The sequence below is a fragment of the Brenneria populi genome (assembly GCF_036016195.1).
GTDB classification, from domain to species: domain Bacteria; phylum Pseudomonadota; class Gammaproteobacteria; order Enterobacterales; family Enterobacteriaceae; genus Brenneria; species Brenneria populi.
In genome coordinates this window covers 23,079-46,009 of the sequence record NZ_JAYWTM010000013.1, presented here as the reverse complement: position 1 = coordinate 46,009, position 22,931 = coordinate 23,079, and the positions used below count along the sequence as shown (strand labels likewise).

Below are 22,931 nucleotides of genomic sequence, written 5' to 3'. Positions count from 1 at the left end.
AGACATTCATCGAGATCTACACCGATGACTATCATATCGCCTCTTTCCATCCAGGCTTGCGCCGATATGTCAATAGCAGAGGATTGACATGGGAATATGGAGACTGGTACAGCTTGCAGCGGATCGGAGTCGCTACCAACCTTGAGCGGGCTGGTACTGATGCTTATCGTGAATGGCACCAGGGGCTAATGCGCCATCATGAGGGAAATCGGCCAGACTTCGGTGCGATCTGGGCGGCTTACTACCCGACGCATATGATCGAGGTTTTCCCGCAGGCGCTAGTACTCTCCACCGTCTATCCGAAAGGCATCCACGAAACCCTCAACATGGTCGAATTCTACTACCCGCGGGAGCTCGTTGAGAATAACCGTGATCTGGTAGAGGCACATCGCGCGGCTTACATGGAAACAGCCATAGAAGATGATGAAATCGCCGAGCGCACCGATGCGGGGCGCCGCGCGTTGTACCAGAAGGGCATTGATGACAGAGGGCCGTACCAGATTCCATTGGAAGAAGGTATGCAGCACTTTCATGACTGGTATCGGAATATGATGGGTGCAGCCCTAAATGGATTTTCCCATTAATTCTGCCGCTGTTCGTCACCTTTGCCGTTCACCTTTGTTGCTAACATTCATAATTTGCCCACAGATAGGAATAAAAAGACAAATGACTATCATTAATATTAATAAAAATGCGCGTGCAGCGGCTGGAGAAGGCGGCAAGAATCGCCCGGACTCCACCAGCCGTTTACCCTCACCTCTGGCGCTTGGCATTACCGTTGCGACACTGTCATTGACAGCATCGGCCGTAGCGCAGACAGGCGCTGCCAACAAAAGCGGGGATTCTGCCAAGGAACAGGATGAGATCGTTGTCACTGCGTCACAAGACTCTCGTTCCGCCATCACTGAAAATACGGAATCTTATACGGTTGGTGAAAGCCGTACTGCAACCAAACTAGATTTGTCTCCGCGTGAAACGCCGCAAACCCTCAGCGTGGTATCCCATCAGCAGCTCGAAGACTTCAAACTCAATAACGTCAACGATGCCTTGCAGGCGGCGGGCGTCAATGTGCAAAGGGTTGAAACTGACCGTACTTATTTCACCGCTCGCGGGCTGGATATCAACAACTTCCAGGTGGATGGCATTGGCGTGCCGTTCTCTTCGGAGGAGCAGATGGGAGATATCGACACCTTCCTGTACGATCACATCGAAGTCCTCAAGGGGGCTAATGGATTAATATCCAATCCGGGCACCCCCTCGGCAACGATCAACTTCGTTCGCAAGCGGCCGACGCGCGATACTCAGGCTGCGGCGACCATCAGCTATGGTTCGTGGGCGACCCGGCGCGCTGAGGCTGATGTTTCCGGTTCACTCAACGACAGCGGCAGCCTGCGTGGCCGTTTTCTGGTCGCAGGGCAGAAAGGCAACAGCTACCTAGACCGCTACTCACAGGAGAAAACCGTATTCTCGGGAATGCTTGAGGCCGACCTGACCGATAGCAGCACGCTTCTCTTTGGTCATTCTGAACAGCGCAACCGTCCCAAAGGTATCATGTGGAGCGCACTGACGCTCAACTATGCCGACGGCTCGCCGATTTCCTATAAACGTTCCTATAACACTGCGCCGGACTGGTCCTACTGGAACACCGATGACAAGCAGAGTTTCGCCGAGTTGAAAACCGACTGGGGTAATGGATGGCGCTCACAGGTTACGGCGAATTACCGGGAAATGACTTCCGATGCCGAAATGATGATGATCGGGTTAAACGGTGAAGCGCCTGACCCGACCACAGGACTGGGTTTGAGCAGTTATGCTTCCAAGTTCGATCGTACCGAGCGGCAATTGCTGGGCGATGCCTCCATTAAAGGGCCATTGACGATGTTTGGCCGCGAGCATGAAGTGGTGCTGGGGGCTAACTGGGCGCGCACCAATGCGCATTGGACTTCCAGAGATGACGCTATCGGTCTAGCGACACCTGCGGTTGGTGAATTCGACGGCAGTTTCGAGCGTCCCGCATTCGCGGACGTAACAAGCTATGCGGACTACGCCATCTATCGACGCGGTATCTACACAGCGGGCCACTTCTCGCTCAGCGACCAACTCAAGCTGATCGCTGGCGCCAACTTGACTAACCTGCGCAGCGACGGCGAACGGACGGGCGATCCCCACTCCTACGACAAAACGAAAGCAACGCCTTATCTGGGCGCAATCTACGACTTGAACAGCAACTATTCGCTGTATGCCAGCTACACGGGCATATTCAATCCCCAGTACTTGCTTGACGAATCGCAGGCGTTGCTCGATCCGATCGAGGGCAACAACGTAGAGGGCGGCATCAAGGGAGAGTGGCTCGACGGGCATCTGAACGCCAGTGCCGCGCTGTTCCGCACCAAGCAGAAAAATACGGCCGAATACGCAGGCTGGGATAATGAAAAAGGTTTTAGCTATTACAAGCCGGTCGATACCATCGTTGAAGGGTACGATCTGACGCTGGCGGGGCAGCTGGCGCCGGGTTGGGAGATCAACGCCGGCTTGACTCATCTGTTCTCAATGCGCGATGGAGAAGGAAAACCCACTCGCACCTTCGCGCCGCAAGATACTTTTTATCTGGCAACTAGCTACCGTATTCCGCAATGGAATAGCCTTAAGGTTGGAACCAGTATTCAGTGGCAAAGCGATATCTATCGCGAGAATGGCACCGCGACCAATGGCAGCACCATCATTAGTCGCCAGGGTTCGTATCCTGTGCTCAATGCCATGGCCAGCTATGACATCAACTCGAACTTCAATGTTTCGCTTAATATCGACAATCTCCTTGATCGCAAATACCTGACTAGCTTGTATTGGAGACAGTCGTATTATGCGGCGGGACGTAATGCCACATTGTCGTTTACTTATCGGTACTGAGTTCGTCTCGTCCTTTATTGCCGGGCGCGGTGGCGGCGCCCGGCAGCATCGGCGACGCATCTGCCCAGGCAAATTATCCGGCGGGTTATAGGCATAGCGACACCTCGTTCAGGCTATGCTAAACGTATGCCTAAAAAGAGTGGCTTTTACTATATCAGGGTGGATTTAAGCAGAAAAAAGAAAACAGCGAATATAACAATTCACTGTTTTAACTATTTTTAGTAGCTCCGCCTGGACATCTTTGGACAAAGCTATTGAGAAATGGTCGGCGAGAGAGGATTCGAACCTCCGACCCACTGGTCCCAAACCAGTTGCGCTACCAAGCTGCGCTACTCGCCGAATATACCGCTATGACGGTAAGCATCGCTGATGCTCTGTTTGCGTGGTGCGAAGAGAGGGACTTGAACCCTCACGTCCGTTAAGACACTAACACCTGAAGCTAGCGCGTCTACCAATTCCGCCACCTTCGCATAACTCACAAACATTTTAATCTGGGGTGGCTAATGGGACTCGAACCCACGACAACTGGAATCACAATCCAGGGCTCTACCAACTGAGCTATAGCCACCATAGACCACGCTTACTACTTATTACTGCACATTGACGCGGTACAACCTTTTTTACGGGGTAAATGTACCACCGCAGCTCTTGCACACAACTTAATGGTGCGCCCGACAGGATTCGAACCTGAGACCTCTGCCTCCGGAGGGCAGCGCTCTATCCAGCTGAGCTACGGGCGCATAGCGCCGTTGCGGGAGGGGATACTACGGATTTAACCTGTGCCTGTCTAGTGCTTTTTTATCGAAATGATGCGTTTGCTTATGCTTTGCTCACTTCAAGTCAAATAACGCGCAAATCCGCTCGCCCCGCCCGTAAACGCTACGACTTAGCCCCGATCATCGCCTGTTTTCGGCCCAGTCCCAGGACGAAATAGCACAGGCTGACGAAGGCCAAAAATACCATACCGACAACCAGCGACATGCGCGTATCGATATTGATATACATCCCCACCAGCACACACAGCAAGAATGCCATCGTCAGGTAGTTTACCCAGGGGAAAAGCACCGATTTGAACGGATGCGCGCTCAGCGCGGCGCGGTGGTGTTCGCGGAAACGAATCTGGCTAATCAGCACCACAAACCACGGCACCATCCCCGGCAGCACGCTAGCGCTATAAACATAGACAAACACCTTCTCCGGATTAGGCAGGATATAGTTCAGCAGCGACCCCGCCATCAGGCAGAAAATCGAGATCGCGACGCCGCTCACCGGCACCCCGCTGGCCGTAACTTTCCCCAGCCATGCGGGCAGCTGGCGGTTATTCGCCAGTGAATAAAGCATACGCCCGCAGCTATACATTCCGCTGTTGCAGCCGGATAGCGCGGCGGTCAGAACGACGAAATTAATAATGCCCGCCGCGGCGGTGATGCCGATTTTCGCGAAGGTCAACACAAACGGGCTGCCGGAGGTGCCGATCTCATTCCACGGGAAAATCGTCACGATAACGAATATCGCCCCCACGTAGAAAATCAGGATGCGCCACAGAATATTATTGATGGCGCGTTTCAACGTCACCCGCGGATTTTTCGCCTCGCCCGCCGTGATCCCGACCAGTTCGACGCCCTGATAAGAGGCCACCACCAGGCACAGCGCAAACAGCAGCCCTTTCCATCCGCCGGCCAGGAAACCGCCGTGCTGCGTCAGATTAGCGAACCCCGTCGCCTGACCGTGGTTGCCGAAGCCGAAGAAAATCACCCCCAGCCCCACGACGATCATGGCGATGATGGTGGTAATCTTGATCATCGCGAACCAGAATTCGATTTCGCCATACAGCCGCACCGCGGCCAGGTTGGCGCTCGCCACTAAAACGACGGCGGCGATAGCCGGTATCCATTGCGGCAAATCGGGGAACCAGAACTGGACGTAGACGCCGATCGCCGTGATCTCCGAAATCCCCACCGCCATCCACATAAACCAGTAGCTCCAGGCGGTGAGATAGCCGAAAAACGGATTCAAATATTTATGGGCGTAAACCGCGAACGAGCCGGCCACCGGTTCCGTGTACAGCATTTCGCCCATCGAGCGCATAATAAAGAAAACGAATATCCCGGCGGTGATATAGGCCAGCAGCACAGACGGTCCGGCCCACTTCAGCGCGCTGGCGGCGCCCATAAATAGCCCGACGCCGATGGTTCCGCCCAGCGCAATCAGCTCGATGTGCCTTGCCTCTAAGCCCCGATGGAGTTTGTCCTGTTTTATCTCTTCTGCCATAAATCCTCTGTCCTTATTCCCTTTATCTTTCAAGCTGCATCCGCGCCGGCTTCATGACGCCCGCGGGGATCGCCGCCCGGATGCGGCTCGAACTCTATCGGGTAGATACGTTGTATTTGTCCCGGCTTTTGCCGGTTATTATTGTTGTAAGCCGCGCAGCATCTGGCGCGCTTACGTTATTTTCGCGCTCGTGACGATACAATAATGCGGGTTAAAATAACACCTCGGCATCCGACGGGTAAGCGCGGCTACAGACGCCCGCTGTAATGATAAACAATATATTTCAATAACTTAAGCTGGCGAGTAATTCGACTGGGCTGATCCAATAAACGGTAAAGCCACTCCAAACCGGCATTTTGCCATACCAGCGGCGCGCGCTTTACATGGCCGGTAAACACATCGTAGGTGCCGCCCACGCCCATGTAGAGCGCGTCCGGGTAGTATCGACGGCAGTCGCTCATCAATATCTCCTGCCGGGGAGATCCCATCGCGACGGTAACGATCCGCGCGCCGCTGGCGCGGATGCGCGCAAACAGCGCATCGCGCTGCGATGGCGCGAAATAACCGTCCTGACTGCCGACGATGTTAACCCGCCACCGGGTACGCAGTTTGGCCTCGGTTTGCGCAAGCACCTCCGACCTGCCGCCGACCAGAAAAACCGGCGTGCCCTTCTCGCCCGCGCGCTGCATGAGCGCTTCCCATAAATCGGCGCCGGCAATGCGATTCACCTGCGCCTGAGGATATTTACGCCGAATGGAGCGGACAATGCTGATGCCGTCCGCGTATTTGTATTCGGCCTGATCCAACAGGGCGCGCAGCGCCGCATCCCGCTCCGCCGTCAATACTTTTTCGGCATTGATGGCGACCAGCGTGCCCGCAGCGACCCGATCGCCGCAAAACAGATAATCGACAAACTGAGCCATATGCTGAAATCCGCAAATGGAGAAACCGCGGATCGAATAGGTGGGAACGGTTTTTTTTGCTTCCATGTTAAATCCTGTTACAGCACGCCGCGCGTGGGCGATGCGGGCGCGGGAGGGGCGGCGCGCGATAAACGCGGTCTGATCAAACCGGCGCTGTCCAGCAGCCAGTACAAAAGTTTGGCGACCAGCAGACACAGCCCAAAAATCAGGCAGAAAAACACCACGCGGGAGACGAAAGCGTCAACGCCTTCGCGCGCCAATACAATGATATTGAAGACCGCCCCGAAACAAAACGCCTGCAGAACGGCAGCCTTGTAGCGATTAGCGTCGCGTTTGCCCAGCTCATAAACCCAGTCGAACCACTTAATAATCAGCCCGACGGCCACCGCGCCGAGGGGAATGAACGGCACGCCGCCCATCACCACCAGCGACCCCAGCAGCGTGGGGGAAATCGCCAGCCCGGAATGGTTATTCAGCACCTCCCAGGTGAAGTAGTTGGCGCTGTTCAGCACCAGACTAGGGCGCTCGGGCCATAGCCAGGAAGGAATAAAGACATAGAAGTCGCGCACGATCGGCGCCAGTCCCTGAAATTCGATCTTCGCGTAGTTTTGCCACAGCAGCGCCAGATTCTCCCAGGGGGAGAAGGTGTCGCGAGTCAGATACAGGAAGGTATAAAACGCCTCGTCGCCGCTGACATCCATGCCGTAGCGCTTCAGCGCCAGCCAGAACATGCCCAGCACGCCGAAGATGCCCGCCGCCGCCAGCATCCATAGGGTGATCCAGCCGCGCACGATGCCGATAAACAGAAACAGGGCGAAGGCGATAATCACGTTGGCCCGGGTGCCGCCGACAATCACATACGTCAGCATGCCGAACGCCGCCGTTGCGATAAGAAACAGCAGCCAGGCGCGCCGGGTTTGCCGCAGGAAATAGACCACCAGCATCGCCGGGATAAAGAAGTAGAAAAAACGCTTCAGCGCGACGCCGGATACCTCGCTGGAAAAAATCTGGCTATAGGAACGCAGCTTAAACAGCAGAAAACCGTTGTTGAGAAAAAATAGGCCGACGGTCGCCGCCGCTATCAGCGCCAGCAGCATCCAGATCAGATTGGCCTCTACCCGGTTAATGGCCAGCAGCGGCGGGCGGGGAGCCGGTGCCGCGCCGCCCGCCCGCGCCTTATTGCTCATCCGGGTCTTATAACTCACATAGTAGATGGCATAAAACGCCGTGGCGGAGAGCAGCGCCTGAAGCAAATAGGGGGCGGGAACCACGTCGACGCCGAAGCGAAACGCCAGCAGGCAGGTAAACGGAAAACCGAAGTAAAAGGTTAATAAATAGAGCAGAGAGAACAAGACGTTGAAGTTGAAACGCACGCGGCGGAACTCCCGCCACGTCAGCGTCAGGATAAAGATCGCGGAAATCAGGTAGACCGCGAACAGGCCGCCAAACTCGCCCAGGGTCATGTCGCCTCTCCCGCCGCCAGCGCCAGCGCCTGCCGCCAGCCTTGCAGATAGTTGGGGTTAAAGAACGCGATCTGATGCTGGTCAACGGTGGACAGCTGACGCTGAGCCTCGCGCACCAGGGCTTCATCCAGACTATCGCCATAAAACAGCACCGGCAGATGTTGTTCCGTCAGATCCTGCCAAAACGGGTTGCGGCGGCTGATCACAAAGGGAACGCCGAACTGGATCAGCAGACACAGCGTGCCGATCCCCTGCTGACGGTCAAAAATAAAGTAGCCTAAATCACAGGTGCGCAGCATGTTCAGATAGTCGTTAAACGCCAGCGGCTCTTTCAGCAGCTGAAAATTTTTGATGCCGAACAGCGCCAGCCCTTCTTTCTCTACCTGGGCGATATACTGCCCGTTGCGCGCCGGATAGCCCATCGGCACGATGACCCGCACCTTGGCGCCGAACTGCTGATGGATGGCGCGCAGCGCTTCCTGATGGCGGTTGGTGCGATCGCCGGAATTTCCGACCAGAATGGTCATCGGCCCCGCCAACGGCTTCCGCACGTCCAGCCCGGTCAACTGCGCATCCATACGCGTCGGAAAGTACAGCAGCGATGTCGGCACGCGGCGATGCCGCCGCTGATAATAGGCCAGGTCGCCGCGCGTGGCGAACACATGCCCGATACGCTTCTGCGCCGCGCGGCGCAGCAGATAGAACAGGCGATATTTCAGGCCGCGCGCCTCTTCATACAGATCCGCGCCCCAGATATGCCAGTACGCCTGCGCGGGTTTGATAGCGCCGCGCAACAGCGCCAGCCACAGCGTGGGGTTAAACTGCCCGTGCAAAAAGAAGCGCGTGCGGCGATCGGCCCTGGCTTTGGCGATCACCGCCTGGGCCAGCGCCCGCTTATGCGGATAGATGTCTATATTCAGCGCGGGGAAATCGGCCTGCGCCAGCGCGCCGCCGGCAACGACCATAAAATTCCGCACCTGCGGCGGCGGCAAAACGGCCGCCAGCGTATCGTTAAAGAAACGCAAAACCGTCTGGTTATGATGTGGGATATCCGATCCCAGGACATGAATCAGTGTCGTCATGTTCGCCTACGGTAAATAATGAATACGCTACAACAAAGCAAAAAATAGACCAGATAGGTCGCCATATAGGCCTGCGCGGCGCCCAGCGCCCCATATTTCGGGATCAGCCAGTGGGAAAAAATCGCCAGCAATAGGAACTGGCTCACCTCCGTGAGCAGATAAAAACGCAGCGCGGCTTTGGCGATCACCAGATAACCAAAAACGTAAGCGCCCACTTTCATTACATCGCCTGTCAGCTGCCAAACAAACAGATCCCTCATGGCGGTAAACTGGCTGGAGAACAGCAGCCAGACGGCGACATCGCGCAGCAGCCAGACGCAAAAACTCACGCCCGCCACGGCGGGCAAGACGAATTTCAGCGCGCGGACGATTTCCCGGGAAAGCGCGGCTTTATCCGTCAGGCGCGACAGCGTCGGCAGCAGATACACGGTGAACGACGCGGTAATAAACTGCAGGTAGGCGTCGGAAATCGTGCTGACGCCCTGCCAGATGCCGACCGCTTCCCAGCCGTAATGCCGCGCCAGCAGATTGCGCATCATGATATAGGCCACGGGCAGCGTTACCGCCGTCATCAGCGCCATCAGAGTGAACTTGCCCAAGCGGCCGGCGACGGCGTTATCCCAGGCCGGCGTTAGCATCCGCCAGGACAAGGGCGTGCGCCGCAGCATCAGCATGCCGGCCGGCAGTGCCGTCAGCGCCGGCACCAGCGCCAGGCCGGCCAGCGCGCCGGCGTATCCCCCCAGCGCGAAACAGAGCCAATAGGCGGCCAGCCCAATCAGGCTGCCGCCGATCGTCGCCAGCGCATTACCCTGCGCATCGCGATACCCCTTCAGGATCGCCAGAAACAGGTTGGCGTAAGCGATCCCCATCTGGATCAGCGCCAGCACGCGGATAACCTGACGATATTCATCATGGCCGAATAGCGCATCGGCTATCGGCGCGGCGGCAAACACAAACACCGCCGCCAGCAGCGAGGAGAAGCCCAGCACCAGCGCAACCGCGGTGCCCAGCAGCGGTTGCAGCCGCTCCGGCCGCTGATGATATTCCGCGACGTATTTAGTGACGCCGTTAAAAATCCCCGCGCCCGACAGCACGCCCAGCACCGTAATCAGCTGACGGAAATTTCCGGCCTGCCCCACGCCGCTGGGGCCGAAAGCCACCGCCAGCAGCTTGACCACAATCAGCCCCGCGCCGATTTTTATCAGCGTGGCGCCGGCCGTCCAGATCGATGCTTTCGCCAGCGACATATCAGGAAAAAAAACTCAGAATGGTGTTGATTACCGTACGCTGATTGACGTCGGACAGATTATAGAACAGCGGCAGGCGCACCAGGCGCTCGCTTTCCCGCGTGGTATGGCGATCTTCGCCGGCAAAGCGGCCGAAGTTGATGCCGGCGGGACAGCGATGCAGCGGAATATAGTGAAATACCGTCAGGATCTCGGCTTCTTTCATATAGTCGATAAACGCCGCCCGGTCCTGCGCGTCGCGCAGCTTGAGATAAAACATATGCGCGTTGTGAAGGCAGTGCTCCGGCAGCGACGGCAGGACGATGCGTCCGGCGTCCGCCAGCGGCTTAAAAGCCGACTGATAGGTTTTCCACAGCTGCAGGCGGCGCTGGTTAATCTGCTTTGCCGCCTCCAGCTGCGCCCATAGATAGGCGGCCTGAATATCCGCCATTAGATAGCTGGAGCCGATATCGCGCCAGGTATATTTGTCCACCTGGCCGCGGAAGAACTGGCTGCGGTTGGTGCCCTTTTCCCGCACGATTTCCGCCCGTTCGATCAGCCGCGGGTCGTTAATCAAAGTCGCGCCGCCCTCGCCGCCGGAGGTATAGTTTTTGGTTTCGTGAAAGCTGTAGCAGCCGATATGGCCGATGGATCCCAGAATCCGCCCCCGATAGCGGGACATCATTCCCTGGGCGGCATCCTCGACCACAAACAGATCATACTTCTGCGCCAGCGCCATAATGGCGTCCATCTCACAGGCCACGCCCGCATAGTGAACCGGCACGATAACGCGGGTTTTATCGGTGATCGCCGCCTCAATCTTGGTTTCATCAATATTCATGGTGTCCGGGCGAATATCGACGAACACGATTTTCGCCCCGCGCAGCACGAAGGCGTTGGCGGTGGAGACGAAGGTATAGCTCGGCATAATGACTTCATCGCCGGGTTTGATATCCAGCAAAATCGCCGCCATTTCCAGCGAGGCGGTGCAGGATGGCGTCAATAATGCTTTGGCGCTGCCGGAATAGTGCTCCAGCCACTGCTGACAGCGGCGGGTAAAGCCGCCGTCTCCGCACAGTTTGCCGCTGCTCATGGCGGCCTGGATATAATCGAGTTCGGTACCCACCACGGGCGGCGCATTAAACGGAATCATATGATCACCTGTATAACCAATAGGCCGTGCTCTCAACTCTGGCACCGCGACGCAGGTAAAGACGAAGAGCCGCCACATTGCCTACCTGTGTCGCGACCCGTAACCGCCGTACGCCTTGCCGCCGGCACCACATCTCCGCCGCCGCCATCAGCTGCGCGCCGATGCCGCGGGCCGCTGCGCCCGGCCAGACGGCCAGCAGACCGATGCGGACTTCCGCCGCGCTCAGCCGGCGCAGCGTTACCCACCCCTGCGGCTGTCCGGCGGCGTTTTCAACCAGCAGGCATTGATGATCGAAGACGCCGCGCACGGCGTTTTCCACCCACTGGGCATAGAAGCGTCCGCTGTCTGCAGGCCGATACCAGGGAGGGCGAAAACGGCTCAGGGTGAAAACCCGGGCCGCGGACGCGCGCAACGCCGGGATATCATCGCCGTCCGCGATCCGCAAATAAGACGGCGCGTCCGCCTGCGGCGCCTCCTCCAACGTCAGGCAGAGATCGACCTCTCCCTCCACCAGACGGAAACCGAAATCCGCCAGCGCGTCGGCCAGCGGCATATTATCCGCGGCGACTTTGGCCTGCGTCAGCGCAAAGCGATTCAGCCGCTCCGGCGTCAACGGCGGCGCGTCCGCCGAAAAATTCAGCTTGCCGCTGGCAAGATTGAAAAAGCGGCTTTCCCAGTCCAAGGGGTCGATGCCGGCGTAAACGCGCGCCGGCGGACGTGTTCCGCTCGAAAGCATCATCTCTGTCATCGTCGCCGTCCCCACCCCTGCGGATAGTGTTAGTCGGCCAGCCCCAGGCGTTCGCCGGTATAAGATCCGTCCTGTACGCTGCGCCACCACTTCTCATTATTCAGATACCAGATCACGGTCTTTTTCATACCGCTCTCAAAGGTTTCTTGCGGACGCCAGCCAAGCTCGCGCTCAATCTTTCCGGCGTCGATGGCGTAACGCATATCATGGCCGGGGCGGTCCTTAACATGGGTGATTAAATCGCGATAGCGCCCCACGCCCGCCGGTTTATTCGGCGCCAGCTCTTCCAGCAGATCGCAGATCGTCTGCACCACTTCGATATTCTTACGTTCATTATGGCCGCCGATATTGTAGGTTTCCCCGACGACGCCTTCCGTCACCACTTTATACAGCGCGCGGGCGTGATCTTCGACGAACAGCCAGTCGCGAATCTGCGCGCCGTCGCCATACACCGGCAAAGGCTTACCGGCAACGGCGTTCAGAATCACCAGCGGGATCAGCTTCTCCGGGAAATGATAGGGGCCGTAGTTATTGGAGCAGTTGGTAATCATCGTCGGCAGCCCATAGGTGCGCAGCCAGGCGCGGACCAGATGGTCGCTCGACGCTTTAGACGCCGAATAGGGGCTGCTGGGGGCGTAGGGCGTAGTTTCGGTGAACAGGTCGTCGGTGCCGTGCAGATCGCCGAACACTTCATCGGTGGAAATATGGTGGAAGCGAAACGCCGCTTTCTCGGCGTCGCCCATGCTTTGCCAGTAATGCCGGGCGGCTTCCAACAGCGTGTAAGTGCCCACTATATTGGTTTCGATAAAGGCGGCCGGGCCGTCGATAGAACGGTCGACGTGGCTTTCCGCCGCCAGATGCATCACCATGGCCGGCCGATACTCGGCGAACACCTTGTCCAACGCCGCGCGATCGCCAATATCAATCTGTTCAAAAGCGAAACGGGCGCTGTCGGCAACCGGAGCCAGAGAGGACAAATTACCGGCATAGGTGAGTTTATCCACCACCACCACGCTGTTCGGCGTCTCGGTAATAATATGTCTGACCAACGCCGAACCAATAAATCCGGCGCCACCGGTGATTAAAATACGTTTCAACGCCATACTCCTTTTGTATCAATAACCCAGTTTTGTTTAATATCCTCGGGATCGACGGCTTTAAACTGACGGTGGTCGACCAGCATCACCAGCACATCGGCATCCTGCAACGCCGTGGTCAGATCGGCCAGCTTCACCTGCCCCATCAGCGCGGCCGGCAACTGCCTGACATTCGGCTCCACCGCCAGCGTCGTGCCGGCATGCCACTGCGCGATCATCTCCGTAATGGCGACGGCCGGGCTTTCACGCAAATCGTCGATGTCCGGCTTAAACGCCAGGCCGAAGCAGGCGACCGTCGCTTCGCTGGGGCGTTTATCCGTTTGCGCCAGATAATCCGCGACGGCCGCCTTCACCCGATCGACCACCCATAGCGGCTTACCGTCGTTCACCAGCCTGGCCGTATGAATCAGCCGCGCCTGCTGCGGATTCTGCGCAACGATGAACCAGGGGTCGACCGCAATACAGTGTCCGCCGACGCCGGGGCCGGGTTGCAGAATATTGACGCGCGGATGGCGGTTTGCCAATCGGACAAGCTCCCATACGTTAATATTTTGTTCCGCGCAGATCAGCGACAGCTCATTGGCGAAGGCGATATTCACATCGCGAAAACTGTTTTCCGTCAGTTTACACATTTCGGCGGTGCGAGAGTTAGTAACCACACACTCACCTTCAAGAAAGAGGTTGTACAGCTCGCTTGCGCGCGCCGAGCACGTCGCGGTCATCCCGCCGATCACCCGGTCGTTTTTAATCAGCTCGACGACCACCTTGCCAGGCAATACGCGCTCCGGACAGTAGGCGATATTGATATCGGCGTCATCGCCCGCCTGCTGCGGAAAGGTTAAATCCGGCCGCGCCTGAGCCAACCACTGCGCCATTTGCTCCGTCGAGCCGACGGGCGAAGTCGACTCCAGAATAATCAGATCGCCCTTTTTCAGCACCGGCGCGATGGACTCCGCCGCCGCCCGGACATAAGCCATATCCGGCTCGTGATCGCCCTTAAAAGGCGTCGGAACCGCAATCAAAAAGGCATCCGCCGGCGCCGGCCGGTTCTGCGCCCGTAAATAGCCGTTTTCGACCGCGGCTTTTACCAGCGCCTCCAGATCCGGCTCCACAATGTGAATCTCGCCGCGGTTAATGGTCTCTACCGTCTGCTTATTCACATCGATGCCGATCACCCTCTTTTTGCGCGAAGCGAAGGCGGCCGCCGTCGGTAAACCGATATACCCCAGTCCGATAACCGAAATCGTGTCAAAACTCATGGTGTCACCTGATGATTCTTTTGATAATTTTTGATTGCCTCGACGATACGCCGGCAGGCTTGGCCGTCGCCGTACGGGTTGTGCGCCCGGCTCATGGTCTGGTAGGCCTCTTCATCCGTCAGGAGTTGAGAGACGCTCTCGACGATTTTCGCCGCATCCGTGCCCACCAGCCTGACCGTGCCCGCCTCCACCGCCTCGGGACGCTCGGTGGTATCGCGCATCACCAGCACCGGTTTGCCCAGCGACGGCGCCTCTTCCTGAATACCGCCCGAATCCGTCAGGATCATATAAGAGCGGTTCATCAGATAAACGAAGGGCAGATAGTCCTGCGGCGCGATAAGCATCACATTATCAATACCGCTCAGAATCCGGTTCACCGGCTCGCTGACGTTCGGATTGAGATGGACCGGATAAACAATCTGCACCTCCGGGTGGCGCCGGGCGATGTCCGCCAGCGCGCCGCATATGCGCTCAAAGCCGCCGCCGAAGCTCTCACGCCGATGCCCGGTAACCAGAATCAGCTTCTTGGCCGCGTCCAGGCAAGCATACTTCTCATCCAGGCGGCGACGCAGCGCTTCATCGTTAACGATGCGATCCCGCACCCAGAACAGCGCATCGATCACCGTGTTCCCGGTGACGAAAATATGCCGATCCGAGAGGCGCTCGCGCAGCAGGTTGCGGCGCGAATTCTCCGTCGGCGCGAAATGGAACAGCGCCAGATGTCCGGTCAACTTGCGGTTGGCCTCTTCCGGCCAGGGGGAATAGAGATTGCCGGTACGCAATCCGGCCTCAACATGCCCGACGGGGATACGTTGATAAAATGCGGCCAGACTCGCCGTCAATGTGGTGGTGGTATCGCCGTGCACCAGCACCAGATCGGGCTTGAACTCCGCCATAACGGGCTCAAGGCCTCTCAGGATCCGGCTGGATATTTCGCCGAGCGACTGGCCCGGCTGCATGATATTCAGGTCATAATCTGGGGTAATATCGAACAAACGCAACACCTGATCGAGCATTTCCCGATGCTGGGCCGTCACGCAAATTCTTGATTCAAAGGCTTCATCATCAGCCATAACACGGACCAGCGGAGCCATCTTGATGGCCTCCGGACGGGTGCCGAAAACAGTCAACACTTTCACAGTGAATCTCTTTAATCGAGTTAGACGCAGACTTACTGCGAACCGGACGCTAATCCGCCGGCGGATCGGCGCGGACGCTGAACCAAAGCCACGCCCGCCCCCGCCAGCGCGCCGATAGCGCCCCACATGATCATCAGAAAAGCCCGGCGCGGGCTATCGCGCCCGATCGGTTCTTCCGGCGTACGCAAATAACGGTAGGTCTGGAAATTGGCGTCGAGCGCGGGCCCCACATTCAGGGTGGCCAGCATGGCGCGGTTCTGATCGTAGTCAATATCATAGCGTGGGCCGCTGGACTGCAATGACTCCAGACGCGCCTGTAGCATCGGCCGGCCCAGCAAAAACATTTCGGACGCCGGCAGCTCATCCGCCGGCGTATCCGTTTGGCTTCGGCCGATGCCCTGGCGCTGCGCGATTTTCAGCGCCAGTTCGACGCTGCGCAGCTCGCGTTCGTAAACGGCCTTCGCCACCGCTTCCTGACGTTTAATCTGCGATTTTATAAAGATGGTTCTGGCGGCCCAGGCGCCGTTGATCTCTTCATTCAGATGGCTGGCGGCGCGCCGGCTGGCGAATTCCACATACTGACGCAACAGCGTATTGGCATCCGCCGGCGTCTCCGCCACCAGCTTCACGCTATCGTTGGTCTTTTTGACATCGTCGTGCGGCGTGAAGCGGATATCGTTCACCAGCTCATCGAGCAGGGCTGCGTCCGCTTTGGCATCCCCCTCCTGGCGCCGTTTATAATAGTCGCTCCGCAGCCAGAACTCGCGCCGGGTATCGTAGGCCGCCAGCTGCATGATAAACTCATCGTAGGCCACCGCCGAGATCGCCGGCAGCTCCGGCTGCGGAACGGAAAAGGCGTTGGCGTCCAGATTACGCAGGAACTGCTGCTGGGAATAGTATCCGCCCAGCATATTGACCGTCGGCCTATCGGTAATCGCCGTAGCGCTCCACTCCTGCTTCAGCAAATAGGAGCAGAGCAGCGCGATCAAAGCAAACAAGCAGGCGATAGACAGGATCCAGACCTTGCCGCGCCACAGCGTACGAAATAAACCGCGGATATCCAGCTCATTGTCGACTGACGCATTACCGGTGGATAGGTTCTCTGATTTCATTACTTCCCCAACGTTATTTGGTCAAGACCGCTACTTTTTTCCATCGGCGCGTATGCGTCGCTTGATGCGTTTGATAAAACGCGCCACCCGCCACGCGCGCTTCAGGCAGTAGCCATACAGCAGGAACACGAGCAAGAATAGTGCCAACATAGCCCATTCCGGCACGAATGAGAGATATTCCCCCAGAACGCCGAACGCGGCCAACAGCGCGGCCGCCAGCGTAATAAGAACAAATGCCTGCCGGGAAGTAAAACCCGCCCGCATCATTAAGTGATGAATATGCTGGCGATCGGGTGAAAACGGACTCAGCCCTTTACGCAGACGACGATACATGATGGCAATCATATCAATCAGGGGAATAGCGATGACCCACAGCGCCGTGACGGGATTGATCGGATGCTGGCGCCCCTGGGTGGTTTGAATCAGGATCCAGATGGCGGTGAAGCCGATCATGGTGCTGCCCGCATCCCCCATAAAAACTTTGTAACGTTTGCCGAAAACGCCAAGGTTAAGCAGGATGTAAGGAATAATAGCGGCGATCATGGCAAAGCACCAAAGCGCCAGATTGGCATGGCCGCTGAGATACAGCAGTATGCCCAGCGCGCCGAAAGAGACGCAGGACAGTCCGCCCAACAACCCGTCAATACCATCCACCATGTTAAATGCGTTGATGGCGGCCCAGACGGCGAACAGCGTCACCAGATAGCTAAACGGCCCCAGCTGCATCTGCCACGGCCCCAGAATATGTCCGAAACTCTGTAAGGTCAGACCGGCGAACGCCATCATGATAACGGCGACGCAGGCCTGCACCACGGCGCGCACCTTCACGCTGATATCGAAGCGGTCATCCAGCGCGCCGACAAAAACCAGCACGCCGGCGCAAAACAGATAAAGCCGGAAATTGGGGATGTACCGATCGGTCAACAGGAAGGTAAAGCAGATTCCGGCGTACACGGAGATGCCGCCGACCAGAGGGATCAGCCCATGATGCCGTTTGCGGTAATTGGGGCGATCGACCAGCCCTATGATCCTCGCAACCTGACGAGCAAAAAACAGGAAGCTCAGAGAAAACAGAAAAATGATTAATAATTCGCTACTCATCGTGAGTAAATTCACCGTTCACAGCTTCTGATTCCGCTGTGGCTGCTTAATATACGCTCGGTTTACGCTTCCAGCCCCGCCCGCCGCATGGGTATGCGCCCGCAAACCTTCAAACCGTCGGCACTGCCCGTCCATCTTAGGCGGGCGTGGATCAAGAAACGCGATTTATACGATTAACGTATCGGCTAATCATTTTATCCCCATCATCGCCCGATTTGCAGCGCGGTGACGCCCGCTTTGAAATCTATCGGCTATCCCCGTCATGCTTCAGGTTGCCCGCGCGTCGGCGTTTTTGTCGCGCAACGCGAATTATTTTGGGTGAGATAAATTACAGGAATAAAAAAACGCCACGACCCAGCGTGGCGTTCCCCGAGTTCTTCGTCCGCAATTTACGAACGCTTCATCATATCGAAGAATTCATCGTTGGTTTTGGTCATCGCCAACTTATTAATCAGGAACTCCATCGCGTCAATCTCGCCCATCGGGTGGATGATTTTACGCAAAATCCACATCTTCTGTAGCTCTTCAGAGGTGGTGAGCAGTTCTTCTTTACGCGTACCGGAACGGTTGTAGTCGATCGCCGGGAACACGCGTTTTTCAGCGATTTTACGCGCGAGATGCAGCTCCATATTGCCGGTGCCTTTGAACTCTTCGTAAATCACTTCGTCCATCTTGGAGCCGGTATCGACCAGCGCCGTGGCAATGATAGTCAAACTGCCGCCTTCTTCAACGTTACGCGCCGCGCCGAAGAAGCGTTTGGGACGATGCAGGGCGTTGGCGTCCACGCCCCCCGTCAGCACTTTACCGGACGACGGAACAACGGTGTTATAGGCGCGAGCCAAACGTGTGATGGAGTCCAGCAGAATGATAACGTCTTTCTTATGCTCAACCAGACGCTTCGCCTTTTCAATCACCATCTCGGCGACCTGAACATGGCGGGAAGCCGGTTCATCAAAGGTGGAGGCGACGACTTCGCCTTTAACCAGACGCTGCATTTCGGTCACTTCTTCCGGACGTTCGTCAATCAGCAGCACCATCAGCACGCAGTCTGGATGATTATAGGCGATGCTCTGCGCGATATTCTGCAGCAGCATGGTTTTCCCCGCTTTCGGCGGCGCCACAATCAGACCGCGCTGGCCACGGCCGATCGGCGACGCCAGATCCAGTACGCGAGCGGTCAAATCTTCCGTCGAACCATTGCCCCGTTCCATACGCAGACGCGAATTCGCATGCAGCGGCGTCAGGTTTTCAAACAGGATTTTACTGCGGGCGTTTTCAGGTTTGTCGTAGTTGACTTCGTTGACTTTCAGCAGGGCGAAATAGCGTTCGCCTTCCTTCGGGGGACGAATTTTCCCTGCGATGGTGTCACCGGTGCGGAGGTTGAAACGGCGGATTTGGCTGGGAGAAACGTAGATGTCATCGGGACCGGCGAGGTAGGAACTGTCTGCTGAACGGAGGAAACCAAATCCATCCTGCAATATTTCCAGCACGCCATCGCCGAAAATGTCTTCGCCGCTTTTAGCATGCTGCTTCAGGATAGCGAAAATAATATCCTGTTTGCGCATGCGGGCCAGGTTTTCCAGCCCCATATTTTCGCCAAGAGTAATCAACTCAGAAACCGGCGTATTCTTTAATTCGGTAAGATTCATAATGGTGGGTTCTTAAACTCGGGGTAAATCTCGAACTATTAACGTGAATGGTATGGCAGGGTCATCCATGCCTCTATAACAACCTCCAATCGCCGAGCGCGCGTTTTTTTCACATTTAAGACGTGCAGGATCTGCACAAAACGATAGCAAGGGATCGAAAGCACATAAAACCAATTATTTTAAAACTATTAGATTGCCCAAACCAGATAACGAACATTTTTATAAATCAATGACTTTCCGATTTTGACGCAGAGTAATGCTTTAGACTCAAACTTTCAGGCTTAAGCGTAAGCGCTTAAACATAGGTAAGTACGGTATGCAGTAGTGAAGAATCTAGCACGCTTCCTGACGGGCGGCAAGCAGTGAATATGAGAATTCCCCATTGCCCGTTTGCCACCCTCAGCGATTTACAGATTGGCGGTCAGGAACTCTTTCAACTGACCTTTGGACAGCGCGCCCACTTTGGTTGCCGCGACTTCGCCATTCTTGAACAATAACAGCGTCGGGATGCCGCGAATGCCGTATTTGGGCGCGGTCGCCGGGTTTTCATCAATATTGAGTTTGGCGACGGTCAGCTTACCGGCGAACTCTTCAGCAATTTCATCCAGAATAGGAGCGATCATTTTACAAGGACCACACCACTCAGCCCAGAAATCAACCAGGGTTACGCCCTCAGCCTGCAATACTTCCGTATCGAAGCTGCCGTCAGTCAGGTGAATAATTTTATCGCTCATATTTTACTCCGCAGGATTATATCTATACCCAATAGATTCCAAGGTTCAGGAAGGCGGCGACCAGGCGCTTACGAAAGTCGGATGACTGGGGTAAGAGAGGGCGGCCAACACACCTGCAACTTGAAAGATGGAGGGCATATCTACCTCGTTGGTGTAGATTAACCAACAACAAGGTTGACTTTATTTCACCGGATACGCTTTCGTAAAGCAATAATTAGCTGATATTCTACCACACTATGAGCAAAACACACTTAACTGAACAGAAGTTTTCCGACTTCGCCCTGCACCCGCAGGTTATTGAAGCCCTTGAAAGCAAAGGGTTTCATAACTGTACGCCTATTCAGGCGTTAGCATTGCCACTGGCTTTGTCAGGACGCGATGTAGCAGGTCAGGCGCAAACCGGTACCGGCAAGACGCTGGCTTTTCTCGCGTCTACTTTCCATTATTTGCTTTCGCACCCTGCCAACGCAGAGCGTCAGACCAATCAGCCGCGCGCGTTAATCATGGCGCCGACCCGTGAATTGGCCGTACAAATTCACTCCGACGCGGAGGCGCTTTCCCGGCTGACCGGCTTAAAGCTGGGTCTCGCCTACGGCGGCGACGGCTACGACAAACAGCTTAAGGTGCTGGAAAGCGGCGTGGACATTCTGGTCGGCACCACGGGCCGCCTGATCGACTACGCCAAGCAAAACCACATTAATCTGGGCGCAATCCAGGTTGTGGTGCTGGATGAAGCCGATCGCATGTACGATCTCGGCTTTATCAAAGATATTCGCTGGCTGTTCCGCCGCATGCCCCCGGCGACGCAGCGCCTGAATATGCTCTTTTCCGCCACCCTATCCTACCGCGTGCGCGAGCTCGCCTTCGAACAGATGAATAATGCGGAGTACGTGGAGGTCGAACCGGAACAAAAGACCGGCCACCGTATCAAGGAAGAGCTGTTTTATCCGTCCAATGAAGAAAAAATGCGCCTGCTGCAAACGCTGCTTGAGGAAGAGTGGCCGGACCGCTGCATTATTTTCGCCAATACCAAACACCGCTGCGAGGATATCTGGGGGCATTTAGCCGCCGACGGTCATCGCGTCGGCCTGTTGACCGGCGACGTGGCGCAGAAGAAACGCCTGCGCATTCTGGATGATTTCACCCACGGCAATCTGGATATTCTGGTCGCGACCGACGTCGCGGCGCGCGGCCTGCACATTCCTTCCGTCACCCACGTATTCAACTACGATCTGCCGGACGATTGCGAAGATTATGTGCACCGCATCGGCCGTACCGGCCGCGCGGGCGAAAGCGGTTTCTCCATCAGCCTCGCCTGCGAAGAATATGCGCTGAATCTGCCGGCGATCGAAAGCTATATCGGCCATCATATTCCGGTCAGTAAATACAACAGCGACGCCCTGCTTAACGATTTACCGGCGCCGAAACGTTTAACGCGCCCGCCGCGTTCCAATAACGGCCCGCGCAGAAACAGCGCGCCGCGCCGCAGCGGAGCGCCTCGGACTCATCGTAAACGGCAGGGTTGATCGCCAATGCTTAGCGCTTCTTCACTTTATGCAGCCATCGATCTCGGCTCCAACAGCTTTCATATGCTGGTGGTCCGGGAAGCCGCCGGGAGCATTCAAACCCTGGCGAAAATCAAGCGTAAAGTCCGCCTCGCCGCCGGACTGGATAAGCAAAACCGTTTATCTCAGGAAGCGATGCAGCGCGGTTGGCAATGTCTGCAGCTCTTTTCAGAACGGCTGCAGGATATCCCGCGCGATCGGGTGCGCGTCGTCGCCACCGCGACCTTACGGCTCGCCGTCAATGCCGACGAGTTTCTGCAGCAGGCCAGCCGGATACTGGGATTACCGGTGCAGGTTATCAGCGGCGAGGAAGAAGCCAGGCTAATCTATCAAGGCGTCGCCCATACCACCGGCGGGCCGGAAAAGCGTCTGGTGGTCGATATCGGCGGAGGCAGCACCGAACTGGCTACCGGCGTCGGCGCGCAGGCGACCCGGCTTTTCAGCTTACCGATGGGGTGCGTAACCTGGCTGGAGCGCTATTTCAGCGATCGTAATCTGGAAGCCGGAAATTTCGCACGCGCCGAACAGGCCGCCCGCGACATGGTGCGCTCGGTGGCGAACGACCTGCATCGGCAAGGATGGCAAATCTGCGTCGGCGCTTCCGGCACCGTACAGGCGCTGCAGGAAATCATGGTCGCCCAGGGGATGGATGAATATATCACCCTGGAGAAACTGCAGCAGTTGAAGCGGCATGCCATCCAGTGCAGTAAACTGGAAGAGCTTGAAATCGAAGGGCTTACCCTGGAGCGCGCCCTGGTTTTCCCCAGCGGGCTCGCTATTCTGCTGGCGATTTTTCAGGAGCTCGGCATTAAAACCATGACGCTGGCCGGCGGCGCGCTGCGCGAAGGGTTAGTGTACGGCATGCTGCATTTGCCGGTTGAGCAGGACATTCGCCACCGCACGCTGCACAATTTACAACGTCGCTACCTGCTGGATATCGAACAGGCGCAGCGGGTAAGCCTACTGGCCGATGATTTTTTCCGGCAGGTTGCCCAAAGCTGGCAGTTGGATGAGCGATGTCGCGAGCTTCTGCACCACGCCTGTCAGGTTCATGAAATCGGTCTGAGTATCGATTTTCGTCAATCACCGCAGCATGCCGCATACCTGATCCGCAATAGCGACCTCCCCGGCTTTACCCCCGCGCAAAAGAAACTGTTGGCGACGCTGCTGCAAAACCAAAGCAACCCTGTCGATCTGCCGCCGTTAAGCCAGCAAAACGCGCTGCCGGCGACGCAGGCGCAGCGCTTATGCCGCCTGCTGCGTCTGGCGATTATTTTCGCCAGCCGCCGCCGCGATGACACGCTGCCCGATGTGCGTTTGCTGGCCGAAGGGGAGACGCTACGCGTTATGCTGCCCGCCGGCTGGATGGCGCAGTATCCGCTGCGGGCGGAGAACCTGGAGCAGGAGAGCCGCTGGCAGAGCTATGTTCATTGGCCGCTGACCCTGGAAGAGGATACGGCGTAATGTTTTTCGGGCGGCGTCCCCAGGCCGTCGCCCCGGCC

At 56.9% G+C, this 22,931-nt stretch carries 18 protein-coding genes and 4 tRNA genes; 4 read left to right on the top strand and 18 right to left on the bottom strand.

Annotated features, from left to right (window positions below):
- Together VSX58_RS14130 and VSX58_RS14125 are read left to right on the top strand one after the other, a co-directional pair.
- Positions 1-584, top strand: a 584-nt coding sequence (locus VSX58_RS14130) for an RHO alpha subunit C-terminal catalytic domain-containing protein (protein WP_327618653.1), incomplete at its 5' end; no start/stop codon positions are given.
- Positions 585-666: 82 nt separating this feature from the next.
- Positions 667-2,907, top strand: coding sequence for a TonB-dependent siderophore receptor (locus VSX58_RS14125; protein WP_327618652.1), 2,241 nt, complete (start codon positions 667-669; stop codon positions 2,905-2,907).
- 262 nt (positions 2,908-3,169) lie between these two features.
- Here the strand turns inward: VSX58_RS14125 and VSX58_RS14120 are convergent.
- The 18 genes from VSX58_RS14120 to trxA all read right to left on the bottom strand — a co-directional run bounded on the left by VSX58_RS14120 (position 3,170) and on the right by trxA (position 19,864).
- Positions 3,170-3,246: transfer RNA gene (locus VSX58_RS14120), tRNA-Pro, on the bottom strand.
- A 44-nt stretch (positions 3,247-3,290) separates the two neighbouring features.
- A tRNA-Leu gene (locus VSX58_RS14115) sits at positions 3,291-3,377 on the bottom strand.
- A gap of 22 nt (positions 3,378-3,399) precedes the next feature.
- Positions 3,400-3,475 (bottom strand) — tRNA-His (locus tag VSX58_RS14110).
- A 95-nt stretch (positions 3,476-3,570) separates the two neighbouring features.
- A tRNA-Arg gene (locus VSX58_RS14105) sits at positions 3,571-3,647 on the bottom strand.
- 139 nt (positions 3,648-3,786) lie between these two features.
- Positions 3,787-5,178, bottom strand: a complete 1,392-nt coding sequence (gene thrP, locus VSX58_RS14100; RefSeq protein WP_327618651.1) for a bifunctional threonine/serine APC transporter ThrP — start codon at positions 5,176-5,178, stop codon at positions 3,787-3,789.
- Between the two features lie 248 nt (positions 5,179-5,426).
- Positions 5,427-6,167, bottom strand: a complete 741-nt coding sequence (wecG, locus tag VSX58_RS14095; RefSeq protein WP_327618650.1) for a lipopolysaccharide N-acetylmannosaminouronosyltransferase — start codon at positions 6,165-6,167, stop codon at positions 5,427-5,429.
- A gap of 11 nt (positions 6,168-6,178) precedes the next feature.
- Positions 6,179-7,564 (bottom strand): ECA oligosaccharide polymerase, encoded by a 1,386-nt coding sequence (gene wzyE, locus VSX58_RS14090; protein ID WP_327618649.1) that lies wholly within the window; start codon positions 7,562-7,564, stop codon positions 6,179-6,181.
- Positions 7,561-8,646, bottom strand: coding sequence for a TDP-N-acetylfucosamine:lipid II N-acetylfucosaminyltransferase (locus tag VSX58_RS14085; protein ID WP_327618648.1), 1,086 nt, complete (start codon positions 8,644-8,646; stop codon positions 7,561-7,563). The genes wzyE and VSX58_RS14085 overlap by 4 nt, the downstream gene beginning before the upstream one ends.
- A complete protein-coding gene (gene wzxE / locus VSX58_RS14080) occupies positions 8,643-9,893 on the bottom strand; it encodes a lipid III flippase WzxE (RefSeq protein WP_327618647.1) in 1,251 nt (416 codons plus the stop codon). Before wzxE ends, VSX58_RS14085 begins: the two co-directional genes overlap by 4 nt.
- 1 nt (position 9,894) lies before the next feature.
- Positions 9,895-11,025 carry a dTDP-4-amino-4,6-dideoxygalactose transaminase gene (gene rffA / locus VSX58_RS14075; RefSeq protein WP_327618646.1) on the bottom strand — a complete coding sequence of 377 codons (1,131 nt, stop codon included), beginning with the start codon at positions 11,023-11,025 and terminating at the stop codon, positions 9,895-9,897.
- A gap of 4 nt (positions 11,026-11,029) precedes the next feature.
- A complete protein-coding gene (gene rffC, locus VSX58_RS14070) occupies positions 11,030-11,773 on the bottom strand; it encodes a dTDP-4-amino-4,6-dideoxy-D-galactose acyltransferase (RefSeq protein WP_327618645.1) in 744 nt (247 codons plus the stop codon).
- Positions 11,774-11,802: 29 nt separating this feature from the next.
- Positions 11,803-12,876: a dTDP-glucose 4,6-dehydratase gene (gene rffG, locus VSX58_RS14065; RefSeq protein WP_327618644.1), complete on the bottom strand. Its 1,074-nt coding sequence runs from the start codon at positions 12,874-12,876 to the stop codon at positions 11,803-11,805.
- A complete protein-coding gene (wecC, locus tag VSX58_RS14060; protein WP_327618643.1) occupies positions 12,867-14,129 on the bottom strand; it encodes a UDP-N-acetyl-D-mannosamine dehydrogenase in 1,263 nt (420 codons plus the stop codon). Before wecC ends, rffG begins: the two co-directional genes overlap by 10 nt.
- Positions 14,126-15,268, bottom strand: a complete 1,143-nt coding sequence (gene wecB / locus VSX58_RS14055) for a non-hydrolyzing UDP-N-acetylglucosamine 2-epimerase (RefSeq protein WP_327618642.1) — start codon at positions 15,266-15,268, stop codon at positions 14,126-14,128. The genes wecC and wecB overlap by 4 nt, the downstream gene beginning before the upstream one ends.
- 32 nt (positions 15,269-15,300) lie before the next feature.
- Complete coding sequence (gene wzzE / locus VSX58_RS14050; RefSeq protein WP_327618641.1) at positions 15,301-16,380, bottom strand: ECA polysaccharide chain length modulation protein; 1,080 nt, start codon at positions 16,378-16,380, stop codon at positions 15,301-15,303.
- Between the two features lie 30 nt (positions 16,381-16,410).
- Positions 16,411-17,496, bottom strand: coding sequence for a UDP-N-acetylglucosamine--undecaprenyl-phosphate N-acetylglucosaminephosphotransferase (wecA, locus tag VSX58_RS14045; RefSeq protein WP_327618640.1), 1,086 nt, complete (start codon positions 17,494-17,496; stop codon positions 16,411-16,413).
- A gap of 374 nt (positions 17,497-17,870) precedes the next feature.
- Positions 17,871-19,130 carry a transcription termination factor Rho gene (rho, locus tag VSX58_RS14040; protein ID WP_319606232.1) on the bottom strand — a complete coding sequence of 420 codons (1,260 nt, stop codon included), beginning with the start codon at positions 19,128-19,130 and terminating at the stop codon, positions 17,871-17,873.
- 407 nt (positions 19,131-19,537) lie between these two features.
- Positions 19,538-19,864 (bottom strand): thioredoxin TrxA, encoded by a 327-nt coding sequence (trxA, locus tag VSX58_RS14035; RefSeq protein WP_319606231.1) that lies wholly within the window; start codon positions 19,862-19,864, stop codon positions 19,538-19,540.
- Between the two features lie 236 nt (positions 19,865-20,100).
- Here trxA and rhlB point away from each other — a divergent pair, with 236 nt between their 5' ends.
- On the top strand, positions 20,101-21,390 hold the full coding sequence (gene rhlB, locus VSX58_RS14030) for an ATP-dependent RNA helicase RhlB (RefSeq protein WP_327618639.1): 1,290 nt from the start codon (positions 20,101-20,103) through the stop codon (positions 21,388-21,390).
- Between the two features lie 6 nt (positions 21,391-21,396).
- Entirely contained in the window at positions 21,397-22,893 is a 1,497-nt protein-coding gene (gene ppx, locus VSX58_RS14025) for an exopolyphosphatase (protein WP_327618638.1), read from the top strand.
- The last annotated feature ends 38 nt before the right edge of the window (positions 22,894-22,931 follow it).